A 19,109-nucleotide genomic window follows, 5' to 3' on the forward strand; every position below is an offset into this window, starting at 1 on the left:
ATCAGAATCTTTTGTATAATAAAATATATTATATAGGATTTAACTTATACATATAGATTGGGGGAAGGAAGAATGAAGAGAAAGACAACAACAATTGCTGCACTTGCGTTAACGACGAGTGTATTGGTTGCAGGGTGTGGGAATGGTGAGAAGGCTTCGACAACGAAGAAAGAATCGAATAAGGGAATGGCCGATAAACAAGTTTTAAATTTGCTAGAAACAGCTGAAATTCCTTCAATGGATACATCTAAATCAACGGATTCTGTATCTTTCCGTGTATTTGTAAATGCAATGGAAGGTTTATATCGTCTAGATAAAGATAATAAACCAACACCAGGTATGGCAAAAGATGTGAAGATTAGTGAAGATAAAAAGACATATACATTTGAATTACGTGATGCGAAATGGTCAAATGGTGATCCAGTTCGAGCACAAGATTTTGTATATGCATGGCAACGTACATTAGATAAAGCAACAGCGGCAGAATATGCATTCATTTTATTTGATGTGAAAAATGCACAGAAAGTAAATAAAGGAGAATTACCATTAGATCAACTGGGTGTTAAAGCGAAGGATGATAAAACGTTGGTAGTAGAATTAGAGCAACCAGCACCTTATTTTCTTGAGCTTACGTCGTTCCCTACATTTTTCCCATTAAATGAAAAATATGTGAAAGAGCAAGGAGATAAATACGGATTAGAAGCAGATAAATTAGTATATAATGGACCATTTACAATGAGTCAATGGAAACATGAACAAAATTATCAGTTAAAGAAAAATCCTAATTATTGGGATAAAGATACTGTAAAGTTAGACGAAATTAATGTAAGTATTGTGAAGGAAACAAGCACGGGAGTAAATTTATATGATAGTGATCAAGCAGATCGAGTTATTTTAACTTCTGAATTTGTTGATAAATATAAAAAGAATAAACCAGATGAATTTAAAACGAAGTTAGATCCACGCATATATTTCTTACGTTTTAACCAAAAAAATGCAACATTTAAAAACCAAAAAGTACGTGAAGCGATTGATTTAGCATACGATAAAAAAGGAATTGCTGATGTCATTTTAAATGACGGTTCATTGCCAGCATATTTCTTAGTACCTGAAAAATTCACGACAGGTCCGGATGGAAAAGATTTCCGCTCTGTAAATAAAAACTTCCGTGATAGTAAAGATAACGCAGAGAAAGCAAAAAAATTATGGGAAGAAGCGAAGAAAGAGCTTGGTCAAGATACAATTACGGTTGAATTACTAAACGATGATAACGGTAGCCGTAAAAAAGTAGGCGACTTTATTAAGGAAGAACTAGAGAAAAACTTGCCTGGTATTAAAGTGAATTTGAAACAGCAACCATACAAGCAGAAGCTAGATTTAGAAAAGAAATTCCAATATGAATTCTCATTATCTGCATGGAGCCCTGATTATCCGGATCCAATGACTTATATTGATATGTTTGTTACTGGAAGCTCATTTAATGAAATGGATTATTCTAATCCGAAGTATGATGATTTAGTAGCGAAATCAAAAGGAGAGCTATTAAAAGATGATAAAGCACGCTGGAATGCACTTGCGGAAGCTGAAAAAATCTTAATTGGTCAAGACGCAGCAATTTCTCCTACGTACCAACAAAGTACAGCTTATTTAGAGAAGCCATTTGTAAAAGGCATTGCTAACCATACGTTTGGCGGGGACTTCAGTTATAAATGGGCATATATTACAAAAAAATAGTATAATAAAAGATGAGTGAATTTTCGCTCATCTTTTATTTGTATAAGGAGGAATTATAGTTGTTAAGGGGAATCAATCACATTTGTTTTTCGGTATCTAATTTAGAAAACTCTATTATGTTTTATGAAAAAGTATTAGAAGGAGAATTACTAGTTAAAGGAAGAAAATTAGCTTATTTTAACATATGTGGAGTATGGATAGCGCTTAATGAAGAGACGCATATTCCGAGAAATGAGATTCATCAATCTTATACGCACATTGCATTTTCTGTTGAACAAGAAGACTTTAAATGTCTAATACAGCGATTAGAAGAAAATGATGTTCATATTTTACAAGGAAGAGAACGTGATGTAAGAGATTGCGAATCTATATACTTTGTTGATCCTGACGGTCATAAATTTGAGTTTCACTCAGGGACACTGCAAGACCGTTTAAATTATTATAGAGATGAGAAACCTCATATGACATTTTATTAGGGAGGGATAGCATTTGCATGCACTTGTAATTGGTGGAACAGGAATGCTAAAGAAAGTTTCTATGTGGCTTTGTGAGAAAGGATTTTATGTTTCTATTATCGGGCGAGATGAAGTGAAATTAGAAAATGTTAAGCGAATGAGTTCTGCACCAGAAAATATTACATGCCTTTCGTTAGATTATCATAATGATGAAGATGTAAAGCTAGCTATTAAAAGTACAATTAAGAAAAATGGCCCGATCACATTAGTTGTTGCATGGGTACACACAAGTGCAAAGCATGCACTATCAAATATTTGTAAAGAACTAAATTTGTCGTCTAAAACATATAGTTTATTTCATATTTTAGGTAGTAAAGCATCACGTATGCCTGCACAAAAAATAGGGAGTATGCGATGTATTTATCATAGAATTATTTTAGGTTTTATTTTAGAAGATACATATGGAAGATGGCTTACTCATGAAGAGATAGCTGATGGAGTTATAAAAGGGATTGAAAGTAAACGAGCGGAGTGGATTGTAGGGAGAGTTGAACCGTGGGAATTACGACCAACATGGTGAGGGGGAGTAAGAAATGAAAACAACTATATATGTAACAAGGCATGGTGAAACAGAGTGGAATGTAGCGAAGCGAATGCAGGGACGGAAAAATTCTGCTTTAACTGAAAATGGTATAGTTCAGGCGAAACAATTAGGGAATCGAATGAAAGATTTACCAATCCATGCGATTTATAGTAGTCCGAGCGAAAGAACACTTCATACGGCAGAGTTAATAAAGGGGGAACGTGATATACCTATTATAGCGGATGAGCATTTCTATGAAATCAACATGGGTATATGGGAAGGACAAACAATCGCGGATATAGAAAAGCAATTTCCAGAAGAAGTACATCTGTTTTGGAATGAGCCACATCTTTTTCAGTCAACATCAGGCGAAAATTTTGAGGCCGTTTATGAAAGAGTAATTGAAGGGATGCAGCTTCTTTTAGAGAAGCATAAAGGACAAAACATATTGATTGTTTCTCATGCGGCAGCAGCAAAATTACTTGTAGGGCATTTCGCGGGAATTGAAATAGAAAATGTGTGGGATGATCCATTTATGCATAGTGCCAGTTTGAGCATAATAGAATTTGAAGAGGGTATTGGTAAAGTGAAACAATTTGCAGATATAAGTCACTTTCAATAAATGTAAAAAAGGCCGCAAAACGGCCTTTTTTGGGTGGTATAAAAACTAGCAGTTACGTTTTTTATACCAGAAGTGATCGAATTTCTTATTTTTGCAAGATGGGAATTTATGTCCGCCTTTGCAATCATTCCATTTGTGTCCGCTATCGTGACAGTCTTTACCATGATCACATGAATCATCGCAAGAGTGACCGTGTCTGTTAGGGAAGAATTCGCATTTTTTACAGAAACTTCGTTTTGTCCAGAAAAATTTCTTTTCAAAGCGTATGCATTTTGTAATGAATGTACAATGTTTTCTGCGAGTACGTTTTGTAACTAATACGCATTCTTTTCTACGCGTTACTTTCGTAACGAACGTCCATTTTTGAACACGTACACGTGTACATTTCGTAACAAATGTCCATTTTTTTACATGCGTACATTTTGTAACGAACGTACAATGTTTCACGCGAGTACATCTTGTTCTAGGACATTTACCCCCAGTTGTACATTTACATCCAGTTGTACAATGATGATGAGTGAATTTATCATCATCGCACTCAAATGTACTTGGATCTTGGTGTAAGAAATCCTCCATCCCAGCACTTTTGATTTCTTCGACAGCTTTTCTAATATCACGTTTCATAGAAATCCTCCTTATCATGTATTAAAGTGAAAAGGTATTCTTTTTCCTTAACATGATATGTATGTAGGCATCTTTCTGAACAGGACAAGAGTGTAATTTTATATAAATAGATGATTGCGGATGTATGGACAAGACAAGGCGCATACATTGAATGAAGAGAACTGAGAAGGGATGAGAAAACATGCTGCCTTCATATGATTTTTTTGTTCATCCAATGTACTTAGTGGAATTGAAAAAGGACATTTGGTCAGATAGTCCAGTACCAGCAAAATTGACTTATGGAAAAAAGAAGTATGATATTGATATCGTATACAGAGGAGCTCATATTCGCGAATTTGAGAAAAAGTCTTATCATGTTATGTTTTATAAGCCTAAAAAATTTCAAGGTGCGAAAGAGTTTCATTTGAATTCGGAGTTTATGGATCCGTCTCTCATACGAAATAAATTATCTTTAGATTTTTTTCATGATATTGGTGTACTTTCGCCAAAATCACAACATGTATTTATAAAAATTAATGGTCAAATTCAAGGTGTGTATTTACAGTTAGAATCGGTTGATGAAAATTTTTTAAAAAATAGAGGATTACCGAGTGGTTCTATTTATTATGCGATAGATGATGATGCGAATTTTTCATTAATGAGTGAACGAGATAAAGATGTTAAGACAGAGCTCTTTGCGGGTTATGAATTTAAATATTCGAATAAAAATAGTGAAGAACAGCTGAGTGAATTTGTATTTCAAGCGAATACTTTGACGAGGGAAGCCTATGAAAAAGAGATTGGGAAGTTTCTACATGTAGATAAATATTTACGATGGTTAGCAGGAGTTATTTTTACGCAAAACTTTGATGGTTTCGTTCATAACTATGCACTATATCATAACGATGAAACAAATTTATTTGAAGTTATACCGTGGGATTATGATGCGACTTGGGGGCGAGATGTACAAGGGAGACCACTTAATCATGAATATATTCGCATTCAAGGGTATAATACGTTAAGTGCAAGATTGCTAGACATACCTGTATTTAGAAAGCAGTATCGAAGTATTTTGGAAGAAATATTAGAAGATCAATTTACAGTTTCGTTTATGAGGCCGAAAGTAGAAGGGTTGTGTGAATTGATTCGTCCATATTTACTACAAGATCCATACATGAAAGAAAAATTAGAAACATTTGATCAAGAGGCTGATATGATTTATGAATATATAAATAAGAGAAGAAAGTATATACAAGACCACTTACATGAATTGGATTAATTTTGAAAGAGATTGAAACGTTATCAATCTCTTTTTTTTTTGTATAATAAAGATGTATCAATAAAAATGAAGTAATATATTTGATAGAGAATGGGGATGCGGATATATGACGATTAAATGGATTGATTGGGTAAAACAAATACAATCTATAGCTCAAGCAGGTTTAACGTATTCTAAGGATGTGTATGATATTGAACGTTTCCAGCAATTACGAGATATTTCTATTTCAATGATGTCACATTACACGAAAACAGATTGGGAAATCGTAGAGAAGTTATTTGCAAGTGAGACAGGCTATCAAACACCTAAAGTTGATATAAGAGCGGTTGTTTTTCAAAATGAAAAGTTATTATTTGTGAAAGAAAAAAGCGATGGGAAATGGGCATTGCCAGGTGGATGGGCTGATGTCGGTTATACGCCAACCGAAGTTGCAGCAAAAGAAGTTTTCGAAGAGACTGGTTATGAGGTAGATCATTTTAAGTTACTAGCTATATTTGATAAAGAAAAACATCAACCATCTCCATCGGCGACGCATGTATATAAGATTTTCATTGGATGCGAGATTATTGGTGGAGAAAAGAAAACTAGCATTGAAACAGAAGAGGTGGAGTTTTTTGGTGAAAATGAATTGCCTAATTTATCAATTGCTAGAAATACAGAAGACCAAATTAAAGAGATGTTTGCCTACATGAAAGACCCGCAGAAAGAGAAATTAATAGATTAATCCTGCTTGAATTGTACATATTGTTAAAATGAAGATATTGGCAGATTGCAGCCTTTATGTAATAATGGGATGGTATGTGAAGAAAAAAGGAGATAAAAAAGAACATGTTAGCAAACATAATAGATCAGTTATTGCAATTTTTTGCAAGCTTAGGTTACTTTGGAGTAGCTCTTGCTTTAATGATTGAAGTAATCCCGAGTGAAATTGTACTTTCGTATGCTGGCTTTTTAGTAGCAAATGGTAAAATTAGTTTTGTGGGTGCAGTTATCGCCGGAACGATTGGTGGTACTTTAGCGCAAATCTTTTTATACTGGCTTGGATACTACGGAGGGCGTCCGGTTGTAGAGAAATATGGGAAATATCTACTTATTAATAAACATCATTTAGACATAGCGGAAGGTTGGTTTAAGCGTTATGGAGCAGGTGTAATATTTTCTGCGCGCTTTATCCCAGTAGTACGTCATGCGATCTCTATTCCAGCAGGACTAGCTAAGATGCCATTAAAACTATTTACACTTTATACGGTTGTAGCGATCATTCCATGGTCAATTCTATTTATATACTTAGGTGAAAAACTTGGTGGGAATTGGCGACAAATTAAAGAGTATGCATCTGATTACACACATTACATAATTATAGGAGCTGTTCTTTTTATTGCTCTATACTTTGGTTTAAAGTATTTCAAAAAGAAAAAAGCAGCGCGTTAAAGTCAATGATTTTTCATTGGCTTTTTTTGTTTGTTTCGGTTCTAAAGAAAAGGAGTTGTCCATAATGTGTAATAATAAAGCGTAGCGGAGGAATGTGATGAAAGGGTCACCGTTTATACGTGGAACGATATTTTTAACGATGGCAACGATGATATCAAAAATGTTAGGGTTTATATATGTTATACCATTTACAGCGATGGTCGGTACGAGTGGTTACGTTCTATACACATACGCATATCGTCCTTATACCATCATGCTCAGCATAGCAACAATGGGATTACCGCTAGCTGTTTCAAAGATGGTATCAAAATATGATCAACTGAATGATTATCATACGGTTAAGAGAGTGTTGAAAAGTGGAATCGTGTTTATGTTTATAATGGGAGTCATTTCGTGTTTTACGTTATATATGCTAGCTCCGCATTTAGCTAAACTTGTCATCGATGGGAATGATCAAACGGGGAATAGTGTAGGAGCGGTTACTACTAATATTCGAATTGTAAGTTTTGCGTTAATACTTGTGCCAGTAATGAGTTTATTAAGGGGCTTCTTTCAAGGATTCCAATCGATGGGGCCTTCTGCATTAAGTGTCGTTGTAGAGCAATTTTTTCGGGTTTTAACCATTTTAATAGGAAGCTTTGTCGTTTTATATGTTTTAAAAGCTTCTGTTTCGCTAGCAGTTGGTATTTCAACGTTCGGTGCCTTTATGGGAGCTGTAGGTGGATTAACTGTTTTAAGTGCGTATTATATGAGAAGGAGAAGGCACTTAAAGAAAAAAGAAATGGCAAGTATACCACAAACAACGAAATCTTTTTTCTCGCTTTATAAGGAGCTCTTTACATATTCTATTCCTTTTGTTGTAGTAGGCTTAGCAATTCCGTTGTATCAGACGATTGATACATTTACAATTAATAAACTACTTATACAGATAGGGTATATGCAAGGCGAAGCGGAAAAAATTAATGCGATAATTGGCCTTGTTCAAATGGTTGTGCTTATCCCGGTATCCGTTGCGACAGCTTTTAGTATGTCTCTCGTACCAGAGATGACGAAAGCTTACACAGCAGGAAATACGAAGCTATTGTACAAACATTTTACGAGAACAAATGTATTAGTAGTAGCAATTACGGTACCGGCGGCAATTGGAATGATGGTGTTAGCCAAGCCTGTATATACCCTTTTATTTGGTGCTGGAAATGATCCAGAGATGGGGAGAATCATTTTACAGTATTATGCTCCTGCTTGCATACTATTTTCTCTTTTTACAGTAACGGCTGCTATGCTACAAGGAATCAATCAACAGCAGAAGACGGTGCTAGGACTAGTGATTGGAATTATTGTGAAGATAGTTTTAAATATTGTATTGCTTCCGTATTTCGATTATGTAAGTTTTATCATTTCAACATACGCGGGCTATACGATTTCAGTCGGGTTTAACTTGTGGATGCTTTCTAAATATGTTATAAAGGCAACATAAGCTTTTAAGGCAGAGAGCACTCTGTCTTTTTCTATGTTTATCCCGCTCTAACGGGCAGTAAGATCCTCATCTCAAAATTCAGCGAAAGAAAAGAAGTTTGGTTGGGGGCGGGCAGCCTGTAAAAGCCCGATTGGTGAGGGCTGAAAATCAGTGGGGGGGATGAAGCCCCCACTGATTAAAGTTTCACTTTATAATATTTTTCTTATAAAAACGTTTTCAAAATAATTTTTCTATTGAAATTTAAACGTATGTTTCATATGCTGAGAATGGCGGTTTAAAAACTGTGATTTAAGAGAGGTAGATTCCTACATGTAAAAAGAATCGGGGTGATAGTATGTTAAATATATATTTAACAGACCGAAACGGAAAACTACAAGAGATTGAGGAAATGCAAAAGGGGTGCTGGATTAATGTACTTCATCCAACAGAAGAAGAAATTCAATATCTAGTACAAACTTTAAATGTAGACTTAGATTTCATTAAAGACCCTTTGGATGATGAAGAACGCTCTCGTATTGAAAAGGAAGACAATAATACTTTAATTATCGTCGATATTCCGACAGTTAGACATGACGAAGAAGGAAATTCGATTTATGACACGATTCCAATAGGTATGATTGTGATGCCGGATTGTTTTGTTACAATCTGCTTAGAAGAGAATCCAATTTTTGAACGTTTTATTAATCAACGTATTAAAGAATTTTATACGTTTAAGAAGACGCGCTTTGCACTTCAGCTCTTATATACAATTTCTACTTATTATTTAAGATACTTAAAGCAAATAAATCGAAAAACAATTGATTTAGAGCATCAATTAAATCAGTCAATGAAAAATAAAGAGATTTTCACATTGTTAGGCCTTGAGAAAAGTTTAGTATACTTTACAACGTCATTAAAGGCTAATAAAATTGTAATTCAAAAGTTAATGCGTAATAGTACATTTTTAAAAATGTATGAAGACGATCAAGATTTATTAGAAGATGTATTAATTGAAAATAAACAGGCTATTGAAATGGCGGAAATATATAGTCACATTTTAAGTGGAATGATGAATACTTTTAGCTCCGTTATATCAAATAATTTAAATAGTGTTATGAAACTGTTAACGTCAATTACGATCATTTTATCTTTACCGACGATGGTTTCTAGTTTCTTTGGAATGAACGTAAAGGTTCCGTTTGAAGGAGAAGCCCACGGTTTTGTAATTGTACTCATCATATGTGTAACACTATCTTTCACGTTAGCTTTTGTTTTTTGGAAGAAACGTTACTTTTAACGATAAGAAAGCTGCTCTAGCATAGTTATACAACTACGCTAGAGCAGCTTTTTTGCTATGAAATCTCAAATTTTGAATAGAATATAACTTGTACAATGTAATGTATATAAAGGGTATGTATTCCATATAAGCCTTGTTCAATTAATGAAATGGGGTTAAAATTACATATTGTTAATGAAAAGTTGGAGGAAATACATCATGGAATTGTTTCAATTACCGAAAGCATTCCTGCAAATGAATACAATTTTTATTTCCATATTAATCGAAGCACTTCCGTTTGTGCTAATTGGTGTATTTATTTCAGGATTCATTCAAATGTTTGTGACAGAAGATATGGTGGCAAAATGGATGCCGAAGAACCGATTTCTGTCTGTTTTATTAGCTACTTTTTTAGGCATGTTGTTTCCAGGTTGTGAATGTGGAATTGTTCCGATTGTAAGACGATTAATTGGAAAAGGCGTTCCACCATACGCAGGGATTGCATTTATGTTAACTGGACCTATTATTAATCCAGTTGTATTATTTGCTACTTATGTTGCCTTTGGGAGTAGTATGCACATGGTATGGTATCGTTCTATTGTAGCGATTATCGTAGCCATTATCGTTGGAATTATATTATCCTTTATGTTTAAAGAACATCAATTAAGAGATGATCACTTCCCAGAAGTGAATAATAAGCGTCCACTGCGTAAAAAAATGTGGGATGTATGTACACACGCTGTTGAGGAATTCTTCTCAATGGGAAAATATTTAGTACTAGGTGCGTTAATTGCAGCAGCGGTACAAACGTTTGTACAAACTTCAACACTTCTTGCTATTGGACAAGGTCCGTTTTCTTCATCAGCTGTTATGATGGGACTTGCTTATATATTATCACTTTGTTCAGAGGCAGATGCATTTATCGCTTCTTCGTTCCAAAGTACGTTTTCAACAGCTTCACTTGTCGCGTTCCTCGTTTACGGACCGATGGTGGATATTAAAAATATGTTTATGATGCTTGCGACATTTAAAACGAAATTTGTAATTGTTGTTATAGTTACAGTTACTCTTGTTGTTTATGCAAGCTCACTACTCATTTATGCGATGGGGTGGTAGGTTATGTTTCGAGCATATATATTATTAGGTTTTACAATATTAATTGCGCAGCTTCATATTTCTGGTAACATTACGAAGTATATCAATATGAAGTATGCCTATTTATCAACAACAGCAGCAATTATTTTAGGTTTCTTAACGATTATACAAATTATCGTCGTTTTCCAAAAAGAGCACCAAAAGGAAAAAGAGAAAAATGATTGCAGTTGCGACCATAGCCATTGCGGGCATGATCATTCAAAAGATGAGAATACATGGTGGAAAAAAGCATTTTCGTACTCATTGTTTTGTTTTCCAATTATCTCAGGGTTATTTTTCCCAATTGCGACGCTAGATTCGGATATTGTTAAAGCGAAGGGCTTTCACTTTCCTGTTGCACAAGCAGAAAGTAAGGATCCATTTATGACAAGACAATTCCTAAGACCTGATACGAGCATTTATTACGGGAAAGAAGGATACCGCGGTGTAATGGAAAAAGGGAAGAAAGAGTTTGTTACGAAAGACAATATTAATTTGAAAGATGAAGACTTCCTAAAGGGTATGGAAACAATTTATAATTATCCTGGCGAGTTTACTGGGAAAAAATTATCTTTTAAAGGGTTTGTTTTTAGAGATGATTCTTCTAAAAAAGAACAATACTTCTTATTCCGTTTCGGTATTATACATTGCGTAGCAGATTCTGGTGTGTATGGTATGTTAGTGAAAAAACCAGAAGGCGTAGAGTGGAATAATGATGACTGGATTCAAGTAGAAGGAGAGATAACTACTGAGTTTTATCAGCCGTTTCATGCGAATATTCCTGTATTAGAAGTAACAAAATGGAATAAAGTTGAACAGCCGAAAGAACAATATGTATTTAGAGGAGCCGATTGATAAAATCGGTTCTTTTTTGTGGACTGAAAGTTCTGAATGTTGTTAATATTAAACGTGTAGTTCATTTAGTATAGTGATTATTGAAATATTAGGGATAGATCATTAAAGGGGTGATAACAATGACAGAAGTAAAGGGGAAAACAGCCAATGAGTCAAGGGTGTTCAAAACGAGCCGAGTCTTCCCAACAGATTTAAATGATCATAACACGCTATTTGGTGGGAAGATATTAGCGGAGATGGATATGGTTGCTTCTATTTCAGCATCCAGACATTCAAGAAAGGAATGTGTCACAGCATCTATGGACTGGGTCGATTTCTTACATCCTGTTCGTTCTTCAGATTGTGTTAGTTATGAATCTTTCGTAATTTGGACGGGAAGAACTTCGATGGAAGTGTTTGTGAAGGTAGTGGCTGAAGATTTAATTTCAGGCGAGAAGCGTATAGCGGCAACGTCATTCGTTACTTTTGTGGCACTTAGTAAGGAAAATAATCCAGTTCCAGTACCGCGTGTTATCCCTGAAACCGAAGAAGAGAAAGAATTACATCGTATTGCTGTGTTACGTGCAGAACAGCGTCATATACGTAAGGCAGAGAGTAAGAAAGTAGCCACATTGTTAACCTTTTGAGATGAATATTTAGCCATTTAAGTTACTATAGCAGTCGTAAATGGTTTTAAAATGAAAAGCGGACACCTAAAATAGGTGTCCGCTTTTATAGTTTTTTCATCCACATATCATATGACAGTAGCTACTTAGCAGAAGCAAGCAGCACCGACGATGATTAAGAGGATAAATAATACGACTAATAGCGCAAATCCATTACCATGTGCGAAGCCCATTGTTATTTCCTCCTTTTATTTTAAGATACAACATACAATATGCAAATGAGCTATTGTTTGATATGGACATATATCATGCAATGACATATTTTCTTGAATGATAATGTAATAAAAAAGGGAAGATATAGAAATAACAGTAAGTGGAGAAAGGAATTTATCCATGAAGCACTTTTTCGCTATAATCCTTTGTTTAATAGGTGTATTCATTTGGATGAACATCGATGTGGAAATGGGGAAGGAAATGGCTAGTGAATATGAATTAGGACAAGTTCGATTAGGTGAATTTCAACTATATACGAACGGTGAAGAGTTATATAGAAAATTATTTGACGATATAAACGATGCAGAAAAGTATATATATATCCATTTTTATATTGTAGGAAAAGACGAAATAAGCCAAGAGTTTTTACAGTTATTAGAGAAAAAAGCATCTAGCGGAGTAGAAGTGAAATTGTCAGTCGATCGGGTAGGCGGATATAAGCTGAAGAAAAAGGTAATTAGCCGATTAAAAGAAAACGGTGTGAAGTTTACATTTAGTAAAAAACCGAAACTGAAAAATATGTTCTATTCTTTGCATCAACGAAATCATAGACGTATTGTTACGATAGATGGAAAGGTATCATACGTCGGTGGCTTTAATATCGGAAAGGAGTACCTTGGACAAAATCCAAAGTTTGGGCCATGGCGTGATTATCACGTGCGTATCCATGGTGAGGGTGCATCGGATATGGAAAGAAAGTTCGCCGAAGATTGGAAAGAAGATACAGGAGAAAAAATGCCTATACATGAAAGTATACCTACATTAGGGAATATAAAATATCAATATTTATTTTCAAATGGAAAAGGCTTATGGGAAAAGTATGGGGCACTTTTAAAAAAAGCTAAAAAGTCTTTAATTATCGCTACACCATATTTTGTACCAAGTAAAGAAATGGTGAAAGAGTTAAAAGCTGCATTAAATCGTGGTGTTAATGTGAAAATTCTCGTGCCATTTAAAAGTGATGCCATATTGTTAAAACAAGCTGCCTATCCATATTTGAAAGATATGTTACATGCTGGAGCGGAGATTTATCAATATCGAAATGGATTTTTTCATGGGAAAGTAACAATCATTGATGGAGAAATTGTTGATATTGGGACAGCGAATTTTGATAATAGAAGTTTTTATTTAAATTGCGAGTCTAACTGTATCATATATGATAAAACAGTTGTTGATGAAGTATGGAGTCGATTACAGGTAGACTTTCATAAATCAAAACGATTTTCTGAAGAAGATTTTGAGAAAATTAGTAGATGGGATTGGTTTTTAGCAAGAATAGCGAATGTTTTAGCATCATATTTATAGTATATGGACAAAAGAGAAGGGAGGCGCTTTAATGGACTGTATGAAAGAATTAATGAGATATAGTTATATGCTAATATACAAGGTTGGAGAGTATGCTGGAAAGGTCAGAGACGAAGAATTAAAAAATCTATTACAGCACCATTTACCATATATGTTACAAGCATATAATGAACAAGTAAATTTTCAAGAAGGAGAGAATGTGCAGCATATAACCTGTGAAACAACGGAGTTTGATTTGCATGAAATGGAAAAGGAAACAGTTAGTAAATATACAGGGGATATTCATATTGCAACCAGTTATATTGCGCACTTGAAACGATTAGCTTTAAAGTTTGCTCAAGTTGCAGTGGAAGTTGCTAATCCAGAGTTTCGCTCATTTTTGGAAAATTGTTTCCTGAAAATGAACCGTTACGCTTATAGTGTGTGGCAATATGTTATGAAGAAGGAATATAATATTACACATCTATATGAAAATGAAAAGTTTGCATGAGAAACTAAGGCGAAATGGTATGCGCCTTAGTTTTTTTACGTCCATTGAGAGAAAAAACTAGTTTTATTGTGTATCGATTGGAAATGAAATAAAATCAGGTTTTGTTATCAGAAAATTTACAAAAATTTACCGTATATTTACTGTTTTTCAATCTCTCCTTTAAAAATAGAGAGTAATATGAGGTTGTACATATTCTATCACAAGGAGGAAACGCAAATGAACAAATGGGTTAAATCATTAACTGCTATGGCACTTGCAAGTTCTTTATTAATGGTAGGTTGTAGTAAAGGTGAGGACAAGAAGAAAGAAGACGACACAACAACACAACAAGAGGATAAAAAGGATAAAGAAACAAGCGGAACCGAGAAGTCTACTGATTCTAAAGAAAAGAAATAAAGTAATAATAAAGCTTCCTCTCATATATGAGGAAGCTTTTTTGTTGTAAATTTATTGAGATTATTGAAAAATAGAAAGAGAATGAAAGAGGGGGAAAACAAATGAAAGTATGTATATTGGGAGCAACAGGACGAGTAGGTTCAAACATAATTAATTTAGCATTAAAGGATTCAGCTGAAGTGACTGCATTAGCGCGTGATTTAAATAGAATAGAAATACAACATGAAAGGCTACGAGTGATAGAAGGTAATGTATTGAACGAAAATGATATAAAGAAAGTGATAGAAGGAAGCGATATAGTAATTAGTGCACTTGGAACGGATCAAAATGGAACATTAGGGAAGAGTATGCCACAAATCATTAAGCAAATGGAAGAAGAAGGGGTTCGTAGAATCATAACAATAGGAACAGCTGGTATTTTACAAGCAAGAACAAATCTAAATTTATATCGTTTTCAATCAACGGAATCCAAAAGGAAAACGACAACGGCAGCGGAAGATCATTTGGCTGCATATAAAGTACTAAGTAATAGTAATAATTTATGTTGGACAGTTGTTTGTCCGACACATTTAATAGATGGTGAGGCGACAGAGGTATATCGAACTGAAAAAGATATATTGCCAGAGGGTGGATCAAAAATTACAGTGGGTGATACAGCACACTTTGCATGGGATCTATGTAAGAAAAACATATATGAAAATAGTCGAGTAGGTATTGCATATTAAAAAACCATCCCGAAGTCGGGATGGTTAAAAGATGATATAACACAAGAAGATGATAATCATAATGATTTGGAGAATTGCTTTCGCTACTGTACTGCTTAAAAAACCAACTACAGTAGCGACTCCAACTAGAAAGGCATCTTTTGGCGCTTTTTTATGCACTAGTTCTGTTATAAATACTGATAAGAACGGTATGATAATAAGTCCGAATGGTGGGAAGAAGAACGATCCGACAATGATAGAAATCATTCCGACACGTTCGCCCCATTTAGAACTACCGTATTTTTTTAAGAAATATCCATTTGCAATAAAATCAGCAACGAAAATGAAAAGAGTAAAAATGACTTGAATAATCCAAAAAGAAGTTGTTAATTCGCCTCCATTTATACCGAAATGGTAAATCAAATATCCAGCCCAGACAGCTAGTATGCCAGGGATAATTGGATAAATAAAGGCGAGAAATGAAACAACGAAACAGGCAATGATACAAATTGTTAATAAAACAGTCACTTTATAGCTCCTTTTTAATATCTAGTTTATGTACAGCAACTTTTTTGACTTGATGGCCATCAAGTTCTAATACTTTAAATTGAAAACCAGCATATTCAATGGAATAGCCAGCTTCAATATTTAAGTCAACTGCTTGAGAAAGAAGCCATCCTCCGATTGTATCTAAATCACTATCATCAATATGTAGGCCAAACATATCATTTACTTCAGAAATAAGCACCTTTCCATCTAAAACAGTAAGCTTAGGTGTACGCTTTTCAATCATAGGTGATTCATCCGCATCGAATTCATCTTGAATTTCTCCAATGATTTCTTCAAGAATATCTTCCATCGTTAAAAGTCCGGCAGTACCACCATATTCATCCATAACGATTGCCATCTGAACGCGATTTTTTTGAAGATGGACTAACGTTTTACGAATTGGAACTGTTTCAAATACAGTTAGAACAGGATGTATATAAGATTCAAGTGGCTTATAAATACCTTTCGTTTGATCATGGAATACTTCTTTCGTATTGATCATCCCAATGATATCATCTTTATCTTTTTCGATAATTGGATAGCGTGTATATTTTTCAGTAGCGACGATATCCATATTTTCTTCTAACGTATTTTCAGTAGATAAGCAAATCATTTCGGTACGAGGAACCATAATTTCTTTTGCAACTCGATCATCAAATTCAAAAATGTTATTTACATATTTATATTCGGTTTGGTTTATTTCACCGCTTTTAAAACTTTCACCTAAAATGAGTCGCAATTCCTCTTCAGAATGAGCAAGTTCACTTTCTTTCGCAGGTTCTAATCCGAGTAATTTTGTGAAAAATATAGCTGTACTATTGAGTAGCCAAATGAATGGGTACATAATTTTATCAAATAAAATAAGCGGTCTTGCAAATTTGAGTGTGATTGCTTCTGCTTTTTGAATTGCGAAAGACTTTGGAACTAATTCACCTAATACAACGTGGAAAAATGTAATAACACTAAAAGCAATAACAAAAGATAAAGTGTTAGCCATTGTTCCAGTAATATTAATTTTTTCAAAGAGCGGTCGTAGTATATGTTCCACAGTCGGTTCACCAAGCCAACCAAGCCCTAAAGAAGTGATTGTAATTCCGAGCTGACAAGCTGATAAATAAACATCTAAATTAGATAGGACGCTTCTTGCAGCTAAAGCTTGTTTATTACCTTCATTTGCAAGTTGGTCAATTCGACTTTTTCGTACTTTTACAACAGCGAATTCTGATGCAACGAAAAAGCCAGAAATAAGAATAAGTACAAAGATGAGAAAAATATTTAATATGTCCAAGCGTGTTCTCCATTCCAAGGTTTGGAATAAAGATGTCACCTCCTGCAATTATGTTATACTTTTATAATAAATCCAAATGAAAAGAATAGTCAAAGGAAAAGGGTAAATATTGGTATGTTTCTGTAATAGTTTTTGAATTTGCTGTTATTTTGTCCGCTATACAAAAGGAATAACCCCCTACTTTTAGATTATAGAGGGTTATTTTAAATTAAGGTTTTGGAACACTTCTCGTTAAAGTGTATGACTGTTGCTTGGAGTAGTTTGTGGTCCATAGTGTTTGAAGGAAAGAAAGTATGCTATATGGGATATAGAGTAGTAATAAGCCGATTGTAACAATTATGGGTGAATTTCCGCCAAATTGAACGATAAATTGTAACAGTCCATTTGCATGAAAAACGCATTCCATAAAAACGAATGAAAGAATAATGGAACCTAAAATTGATTTATGATTCGAAGTAAGCGCCAAAAACAATGTATCCACAAGAAAAGAATCATGTTTTATTTCATATTCATTTGTGTTTTTTAAGAAAGGAATCCATTTTTTTACTGCTTGCATAACGATAATCATGGAAGTACTACATACGATGATAAATGATGAGTAGTAAGGAAGGTTTATAAATTGTGCGATGTATAGAAGTAGTAATAAGACTGAACATTGTAATACTACAGTGCAAAAAGAGTAAGGTATCCATTTCAATACAGTAGTAAACTTTTTAAACGAATTAGGTACTTTGAAAAATAAATGGCCGATACCCAAACTTATGAAAAATCCGATCGCAAGGGTAAAAGTAAAACGAACAATCGATATAAAATATATTTCCCATATGTAAGGGAATAATGGTGTTGAATGATTAGAAGTATGTATCATTTGGTTTGCTGAGAAAAAGATAGATTCATGCATCCAATCAACCTTTGGAATTGATATAGAAGAAAGCTGTGCGAAGTTTTGAAAAATGCTAATAAATCCATTTTGATAAGAATAATTGTGTGTAATAAAAAGAGCTGGAATAGGACTTATGGCAAAAATAACAATAATACCAATTATAAATTTACATATATGTGAGCGTAATAAGGACATATAACCACCTACTCTTAGAATATTCAGAAAATTCTTATTCTTATTTTAGCTTTTTTTGAAAGAAGTTACAATATATTTTTCATTTAGTAATTCAGAGAGAAGATTTGATAGCAAAAATATACAAGTGAAGGATTCATGAATAAATTATGACAAGAAAATGAATAATTTTCAGAAAATAAAATAAATTATTTATTTTTTTCTGAAAATATAATATAGTTATGGCACAGAAAGTATTTTAACATAAGGAGGCTTTTTATGAGGATTAAAGGGAATTACGTGCCGAAAAGGGAAGTTTTACTGTGCTCAAGTTCAATTACGATAGGGGAAGCGTTAGAGCATTTAAATAAAACGGGGTATCGTTGTGTACCAGTTTTAGATGAAAAAAAAGAGAAATTTTTAGGGAATATATATAAAGTAGATATTTTAGAATATAAAGGATCACTTGATGAGAGTGTAATACAATTATTAAACGATAAAGAAGGGTTTGTGAGAGAAGATTCATCTTTCTTTAAAGTATTTTTTACAATAAAAAAATTGCCTTATTTATCAGTAGTTGACGAAAAAGGGGTTTTCCTTGGAATTTTAACGCATAAAAAAGTTTTTGAGTTATTAGAGGATGCATGGGGCGTTCACTCTAGTAAATACTCTGTCATGATTGGAACGCAAGACTATAATGGAGCAATCCAAAAGTTATCGACAGTTTTAAAGAAATACACTGGTATTCAAAGTTTGATGACTTTTGATAATGATGCCTTATTAGTTCGTAGAATTATGTTTACATTAGGAGAAGAGTTTAACGACGGTGAATTAGAGACATTATTGGAAGATTTAGAAGATCACGGATTTAGAGTTGTGTATGTGGAAGAGATGAAAAATCCACGTGAAGTTGAAACGATAGAGTAACATACAAAAGCCATCTAATTTGAAGTGACCCCCGAAAGTTAGACAGGTCGTTTCATTAGGCAGCCTCTAGGGTATGAGCCCGGTATTGTA

At 34.0% G+C, this 19,109-nt stretch carries 22 protein-coding genes; 17 read left to right on the forward strand and 5 right to left on the reverse strand.

Going from position 1 to position 19,109, the window contains the following annotated elements:
- The first annotated feature begins 72 nt into the window (after positions 1–72).
- Genes QO049_RS12490 through QO049_RS12505 form a run of 4 tightly spaced genes read left to right on the forward strand, consistent with a single transcriptional unit; the run spans position 73 to position 3,394 of the window.
- A complete protein-coding gene (locus QO049_RS12490; RefSeq protein ID WP_000824281.1) occupies positions 73–1,734 on the forward strand; it encodes a peptide ABC transporter substrate-binding protein in 1,662 nt (553 codons plus the stop codon).
- A 59-nt stretch (positions 1,735–1,793) separates the two neighbouring features.
- Positions 1,794–2,210 carry a FosBx1 family fosfomycin resistance bacillithiol transferase gene (gene fosB, locus QO049_RS12495; RefSeq protein WP_000943769.1) on the forward strand — a complete coding sequence of 139 codons (417 nt, stop codon included), beginning with the start codon at positions 1,794–1,796 and terminating at the stop codon, positions 2,208–2,210.
- Between the two features lie 13 nt (positions 2,211–2,223).
- A complete protein-coding gene (locus QO049_RS12500) occupies positions 2,224–2,769 on the forward strand; it encodes a short-chain dehydrogenase (RefSeq protein WP_246962590.1) in 546 nt (181 codons plus the stop codon).
- A gap of 13 nt (positions 2,770–2,782) precedes the next feature.
- Positions 2,783–3,394, forward strand: coding sequence for a phosphoserine phosphatase 1 (locus tag QO049_RS12505; RefSeq protein WP_000858827.1), 612 nt, complete (start codon positions 2,783–2,785; stop codon positions 3,392–3,394).
- Between the two features lie 45 nt (positions 3,395–3,439).
- Here the strand turns inward: QO049_RS12505 and exsB are convergent, their stop codons facing one another.
- The gene (gene exsB, locus QO049_RS12510; RefSeq protein WP_000817498.1) at positions 3,440–4,018 is read right to left on the reverse strand and encodes an exosporium protein ExsB; all 579 of its coding nucleotides are present in this window, start codon (positions 4,016–4,018) and stop codon (positions 3,440–3,442) included.
- 181 nt (positions 4,019–4,199) lie between these two features.
- On the opposite strand from exsB, the gene cotH reads away from it, so the two are divergent.
- The 8 genes from cotH to QO049_RS12550 all read left to right on the forward strand — a co-directional run bounded on the left by cotH (position 4,200) and on the right by QO049_RS12550 (position 12,054).
- Positions 4,200–5,276, forward strand: coding sequence for a spore coat protein CotH (cotH, locus tag QO049_RS12515; RefSeq protein ID WP_000937999.1), 1,077 nt, complete (start codon positions 4,200–4,202; stop codon positions 5,274–5,276).
- A 106-nt stretch (positions 5,277–5,382) separates the two neighbouring features.
- On the forward strand, positions 5,383–6,000 hold the full coding sequence (locus tag QO049_RS12520; RefSeq protein WP_000153576.1) for an NUDIX hydrolase N-terminal domain-containing protein: 618 nt from the start codon (positions 5,383–5,385) through the stop codon (positions 5,998–6,000).
- A gap of 104 nt (positions 6,001–6,104) precedes the next feature.
- The gene (gene uptA, locus QO049_RS12525) at positions 6,105–6,707 is read left to right on the forward strand and encodes an undecaprenyl phosphate transporter UptA (RefSeq protein WP_000880691.1); all 603 of its coding nucleotides are present in this window, start codon (positions 6,105–6,107) and stop codon (positions 6,705–6,707) included.
- A 97-nt stretch (positions 6,708–6,804) separates the two neighbouring features.
- Positions 6,805–8,184, forward strand: coding sequence for a putative polysaccharide biosynthesis protein (locus QO049_RS12530; RefSeq protein ID WP_000678847.1), 1,380 nt, complete (start codon positions 6,805–6,807; stop codon positions 8,182–8,184).
- 334 nt (positions 8,185–8,518) lie between these two features.
- On the forward strand, positions 8,519–9,460 hold the full coding sequence (locus QO049_RS12535; protein ID WP_000932389.1) for a magnesium transporter CorA family protein: 942 nt from the start codon (positions 8,519–8,521) through the stop codon (positions 9,458–9,460).
- Between the two features lie 198 nt (positions 9,461–9,658).
- A complete protein-coding gene (locus tag QO049_RS12540; RefSeq protein ID WP_000418716.1) occupies positions 9,659–10,555 on the forward strand; it encodes a permease in 897 nt (298 codons plus the stop codon).
- Positions 10,556–10,558: 3 nt separating this feature from the next.
- Positions 10,559–11,428: a TIGR03943 family putative permease subunit gene (locus QO049_RS12545; RefSeq protein ID WP_000488043.1), complete on the forward strand. Its 870-nt coding sequence runs from the start codon at positions 10,559–10,561 to the stop codon at positions 11,426–11,428.
- 119 nt (positions 11,429–11,547) lie between these two features.
- On the forward strand, positions 11,548–12,054 hold the full coding sequence (locus QO049_RS12550) for an acyl-CoA thioesterase (RefSeq protein WP_000141164.1): 507 nt from the start codon (positions 11,548–11,550) through the stop codon (positions 12,052–12,054).
- A 125-nt stretch (positions 12,055–12,179) separates the two neighbouring features.
- Here QO049_RS12550 and QO049_RS12555 read toward each other — a convergent pair whose 3' ends face one another.
- Positions 12,180–12,266 (reverse strand): YjcZ family sporulation protein, encoded by an 87-nt coding sequence (locus tag QO049_RS12555; protein ID WP_000505094.1) that lies wholly within the window; start codon positions 12,264–12,266, stop codon positions 12,180–12,182.
- 160 nt (positions 12,267–12,426) lie between these two features.
- Between QO049_RS12555 and cls the strand changes: the two genes are divergently transcribed.
- The 4 genes from cls to QO049_RS12575 all read left to right on the forward strand — a co-directional run bounded on the left by cls (position 12,427) and on the right by QO049_RS12575 (position 15,222).
- Complete coding sequence (gene cls, locus QO049_RS12560; protein ID WP_141539860.1) at positions 12,427–13,611, forward strand: cardiolipin synthase; 1,185 nt, start codon at positions 12,427–12,429, stop codon at positions 13,609–13,611.
- A 31-nt stretch (positions 13,612–13,642) separates the two neighbouring features.
- Entirely contained in the window at positions 13,643–14,101 is a 459-nt protein-coding gene (locus QO049_RS12565; protein ID WP_098607330.1) for a spore coat protein, read from the forward strand.
- Between the two features lie 216 nt (positions 14,102–14,317).
- Positions 14,318–14,497, forward strand: coding sequence for a hypothetical protein (locus QO049_RS12570; protein ID WP_001045960.1), 180 nt, complete (start codon positions 14,318–14,320; stop codon positions 14,495–14,497).
- 101 nt (positions 14,498–14,598) lie between these two features.
- Positions 14,599–15,222 carry an NAD(P)-dependent oxidoreductase gene (locus tag QO049_RS12575; protein ID WP_000861653.1) on the forward strand — a complete coding sequence of 208 codons (624 nt, stop codon included), beginning with the start codon at positions 14,599–14,601 and terminating at the stop codon, positions 15,220–15,222.
- Positions 15,223–15,246: 24 nt separating this feature from the next.
- Here QO049_RS12575 and QO049_RS12580 read toward each other — a convergent pair whose 3' ends face one another.
- The 3 genes from QO049_RS12580 to QO049_RS12590 form a co-directional block, all read right to left on the reverse strand.
- Positions 15,247–15,729, reverse strand: a complete 483-nt coding sequence (locus QO049_RS12580) for a DUF456 domain-containing protein (protein WP_000217338.1) — start codon at positions 15,727–15,729, stop codon at positions 15,247–15,249.
- Between the two features lies 1 nt (position 15,730).
- Complete coding sequence (locus QO049_RS12585; protein WP_000353738.1) at positions 15,731–17,038, reverse strand: hemolysin family protein; 1,308 nt, start codon at positions 17,036–17,038, stop codon at positions 15,731–15,733.
- 208 nt (positions 17,039–17,246) lie between these two features.
- Positions 17,247–18,116, reverse strand: coding sequence for a hypothetical protein (locus tag QO049_RS12590; RefSeq protein ID WP_000055260.1), 870 nt, complete (start codon positions 18,114–18,116; stop codon positions 17,247–17,249).
- 255 nt (positions 18,117–18,371) lie between these two features.
- On the opposite strand from QO049_RS12590, the gene cbpA reads away from it, so the two are divergent.
- Positions 18,372–19,019, forward strand: coding sequence for a cyclic di-AMP binding protein CbpA (gene cbpA, locus QO049_RS12595; RefSeq protein ID WP_001220524.1), 648 nt, complete (start codon positions 18,372–18,374; stop codon positions 19,017–19,019).
- Positions 19,020–19,109: the final 90 nt, after the last annotated feature.

The organism is Bacillus sp. RB3 (assembly GCF_030164735.1).
Taxonomy (GTDB): domain Bacteria; phylum Bacillota; class Bacilli; order Bacillales; family Bacillaceae_G; genus Bacillus_A; species Bacillus_A cereus.